The organism is Trebonia sp., assembly GCF_049794275.1.
Classification (GTDB): domain Bacteria; phylum Actinomycetota; class Actinomycetes; order Streptosporangiales; family Streptosporangiaceae; genus Trebonia.
This window is the reverse complement of sequence record NZ_JBARCR010000582.1, coordinates 1-3,224: the sequence shown is the minus strand read 5'-3', so window position 1 is coordinate 3,224 and position 3,224 is coordinate 1. Positions and strand designations below refer to the sequence as shown.

General features: G+C 68.7%; 4 protein-coding genes and 1 tRNA gene. 2 read left to right on the top strand and 3 right to left on the bottom strand.

The window, feature by feature from the left end:
* From WA805_RS15760 to WA805_RS15750, 3 genes are all read right to left on the bottom strand, one after another.
* A partial coding sequence (locus WA805_RS15760) for a class I SAM-dependent methyltransferase (RefSeq protein WP_425242702.1) occupies positions 1-1,046 on the bottom strand: 1,046 nt, incomplete at its 3' end.
* A 53-nt stretch (positions 1,047-1,099) separates the two neighbouring features.
* Complete coding sequence (locus tag WA805_RS15755) at positions 1,100-1,966, bottom strand: sulfurtransferase (RefSeq protein ID WP_425242701.1); 867 nt, start codon at positions 1,964-1,966, stop codon at positions 1,100-1,102.
* A gap of 123 nt (positions 1,967-2,089) precedes the next feature.
* On the bottom strand, positions 2,090-2,848 hold the full coding sequence (locus tag WA805_RS15750; RefSeq protein WP_425242700.1) for an AfsR/SARP family transcriptional regulator: 759 nt from the start codon (positions 2,846-2,848) through the stop codon (positions 2,090-2,092).
* Positions 2,849-2,897: 49 nt separating this feature from the next.
* On the opposite strand from WA805_RS15750, the gene WA805_RS15745 reads away from it, so the two are divergent.
* Both WA805_RS15745 and WA805_RS15740 read left to right on the top strand, forming a co-directional pair.
* Complete coding sequence (locus tag WA805_RS15745; protein ID WP_424561384.1) at positions 2,898-3,056, top strand: hypothetical protein; 159 nt, start codon at positions 2,898-2,900, stop codon at positions 3,054-3,056.
* An 86-nt stretch (positions 3,057-3,142) separates the two neighbouring features.
* Positions 3,143-3,215: transfer RNA gene (locus WA805_RS15740), tRNA-Arg, on the top strand.
* Positions 3,216-3,224 lie beyond the last annotated feature (9 nt).

Sequence of the window (3,224 nt, the reverse complement as noted above, 5' to 3'; positions counted from 1 at the left end):
ACCTCGTAAACGAGGTTGAACGGCGTCTCGGCGGCCCGGCGGAACCTGGTGAATCCGGCCTCGGTGGTGACCTGCCTGATGGCGGCCTCGCCTGCCTGGGCGCCGAGCGCGTAGCCGCCGGGCTGGGACAGCGCGTTCGGCACGCAAAGCTGCGTGGACGCGTTGTAGTAGATCCGCCCCACCGGATTGAGGTTGCCGGCCACCTCGTCGGCCGCGTACGGCTCCACGACCAGCCAGGTGCCATCCGGCTTGAGCGCCTGGCGGACGTGCCGGGCGGCGGCGAGCGGATCGCCCATGTCGTGCAGGCAATCGAACGTGGCGGCCAGATCGTAGCCAGCGCCGGAGAAACCAGCCGCGGAAGCGACCTCGAAGCTGATCCTGTCCGCGACGCCGGCGTCGGCGGCCCGCTTGCGGGCGATCTCGATCGACTGGTCGTGATAGTCCGAGCCGGTGAACCGGGAGTTCGGGTACTCCTGGGCCAGCAGGATCGTGGACGCGCCGAGCCCGCAGCCGATGTCGGCTACCCTGGCGCCGGCCCGGAGCTTGTCCTGCACGTCGTCAAGCGCCGGGATCCAGGACGGGATCAGGTTGGCGATGTAGCCGGGACGGAAGAACTGCTCGCAGCCGATGAAGACGTTCTCGTCGTGCTCGTGCCAGCCCATCCCGCCGCCGGTGCGGAACGCCTCGGTAATCCGCGGCTCGGACTTCAGCATGCCGAGCGCGAGCACGAACGCCCCGGGAACGTATACGCCGCCGTCCGGGTTCGCGAGCGCGAACGCCTGCTCCTCGGTCATCGAGTACGTGTCGGTCGCCGGGTCGTAGTCCACGTACCCGCCGGCCGCCTGGCCGCGCAGCCATTCGGCGACGTACCGGGAACTGGTGCCGGTCCGCTCGGCCAGTTCAGCGGCGGTGGCAGGGTGACCGGCCAGCGCCCGGTACAGGCCGAGGTGGTGTCCGGTGACTACACTGCCTGCCGCGAAGGTAGCGCCCAGGTCGGAGACGAACCGGCCGAGGAACTCCTGCAGCTTGTCCATGTCGACAGCCATGATGAGCCTCCTTGTGCTTGATGTGTGGCGACTGTCAGGTCGTGAGTTCTTGTTCAGGGGTTAGGTGCTTCGACGGGAGTGCCGGGCGTACGGCCCCATTCGGCCCAGGACCCGTCGTAGACGCGGACCCGCTCGCGGCCGAGCAGGTGGGTGAGCACGAACCAGGCGGTGGCGGCGCGCCCGCCGATGGTGCAGTAGGTGATCAGCTCCCCGCTGCCATCCAGGACCTCCGGCGCGAACAGGCCGCGCAGCTCCGCGACGGGGCGGAACGACCCGTTTTCGCGGTAGAGACCGTCGACGGGCTGGTGCACGGCCGACGGCATGTGCCCGGCGCGGCCGCCTGGTTCCATGCCGCCCGATGGCCAGAAGCGCTCTCCCGCGTACTCAGCCGCGGAGCGCACATCCACCAGCGTGATGCCTGGCTGGCCGATGGCCTCCCGCACCGCTGCCAGGTTCGCGCGGATGCGGGAATCCTCGTCGTCGAGGCGCCAGCCGCCCGGCGCCGGTTCGCTCGCGGCGGTGCTCCACGGGTGGCCGCCCGCCCGCCAGGTGTCGCGTGAGCAGTTCAGGATGCGCACGTCGCGGTGCCCGTAGAGCTTCATCAGCCACAGGCCCAGGGCGGGCGCGTACCCGTAGCACACCACGGTGGAGTCCGGCTCGATCCCCGAGCTCGTGACGAGCCGTTGCAGCGCGGCGGTATCCACCAGGTGGTAGTCGGCATCCTTCAAGTCGGCGTAGACGTTCCACAGCGTCGCGCCGTCGATGTGCCAGTCGTTGTAGGCGGCCGGGCTGACGTCCACCTCGACCACGCGGACCCGCGGGTCGGACAGGTGAGCGTGCAGCCATTCCGGATCCACCAGCACGCCATCGCCGGTGCCCGCGAGCCGCGTGACTTCATCCCTCAGTGATGTGGTCTTCATGTGAACCTCCCTGCGTTGGGTTCCTTGGGCACAGGTGTACGACGGCGGCATTGCCGCAACGTTGTCCCAGACTTGTCGCAGGGTTGGCGAAACCTTGGCGGCCACTCAGGTGGTGGCGGCGACTCAGGTTGCGGCGAGAAGGCGCTGGTAGAGCTCGCGAGTGGCCGGGCTGGGTGAGACGCCGAGCTGATCTCGCAGGCACTCACACAGCTCGCTGTACACACCCAGGGCTTCAGCGAGGTTGCCCTGGGCAGCGAGAGCCTGCATGAGGTAGCGGTAGCCGCTTTCCCGCAGCGGCGCCAGGTGGGTGAGCTGCCGGCCGGTCCGGACCGCGCTGGAGAGCTCGGTGCCGCCGACGCCCAGTGCGGCTGCCGTATAGCTCTCCAGGGCGCGCAGGCGCAGTTCTGTCAGCTGGTGCCTGGTCTGATCGATCCAGGGCGCATCCTCGCCGGGGAGGAAGTCCCGCTCGGCAACGAACAGCGCGGTGAGCGACGGCCCCCACGCCCGCGGCCAGTCTTGCAGGGCGACCGCGGATTCGGCCCGGTGGATGGCATCGACGGCTGCTTCCAGGTCGACCCAGGCATCGCGCAGGCACAGCCGGAGGGTGGAGCGTCCGTCCACGGCATCGGCGCCGAAGACCCGCCGCAACTTGGACAGCAGCGGATTCAGCCGTGTGTCGACCGCGGCGGGATCGGGTTCGCGCCACAGCGCCTCAGCCAGCTCGTCGCGCGGGATATGGCGATGGCGGTTGACCACCAGGTAGGTGAACAGCAGCCGTCCCTGACGGCCGGGCAGCCCGGACTCAAGGCGCTGGCCGTCGCGCTCGACGGCCAGCGGCCCGCAGATCTGGATCCGCACGGGGTGTGACGACGCCAAGGTCACGCCAACATCCTGGCATTACGCTAAGGCACACAGCCATAGCTAGGAGGCGATGGTGAAGCTGATCCGATGCGAATGCGGCTACGTGGCCCGCGGCGATAGCGATGACCAGGTGATCGGGATGATCCGCGGGCACATGTCCACTGACCATCCGGCCCTGCTTGAATCGGTCAGCCGGGAGGACCTGATCAGCTGGATCCAGGCGGATTAGCCCTAGACCCAGGTCAAGCCAGCCCCGGTGCGTGTAACGTCTACGCGCACCGGGAGCCTGCCAGCTGCCGTATACTCATAAGCCGTGCGCTCGTAGCTCAACGGATAGAGCATCTGACTACGGATCAGAAGGTTGGGGGTTCGAGTCCCTCCGAGCGCGCCCAGGTCA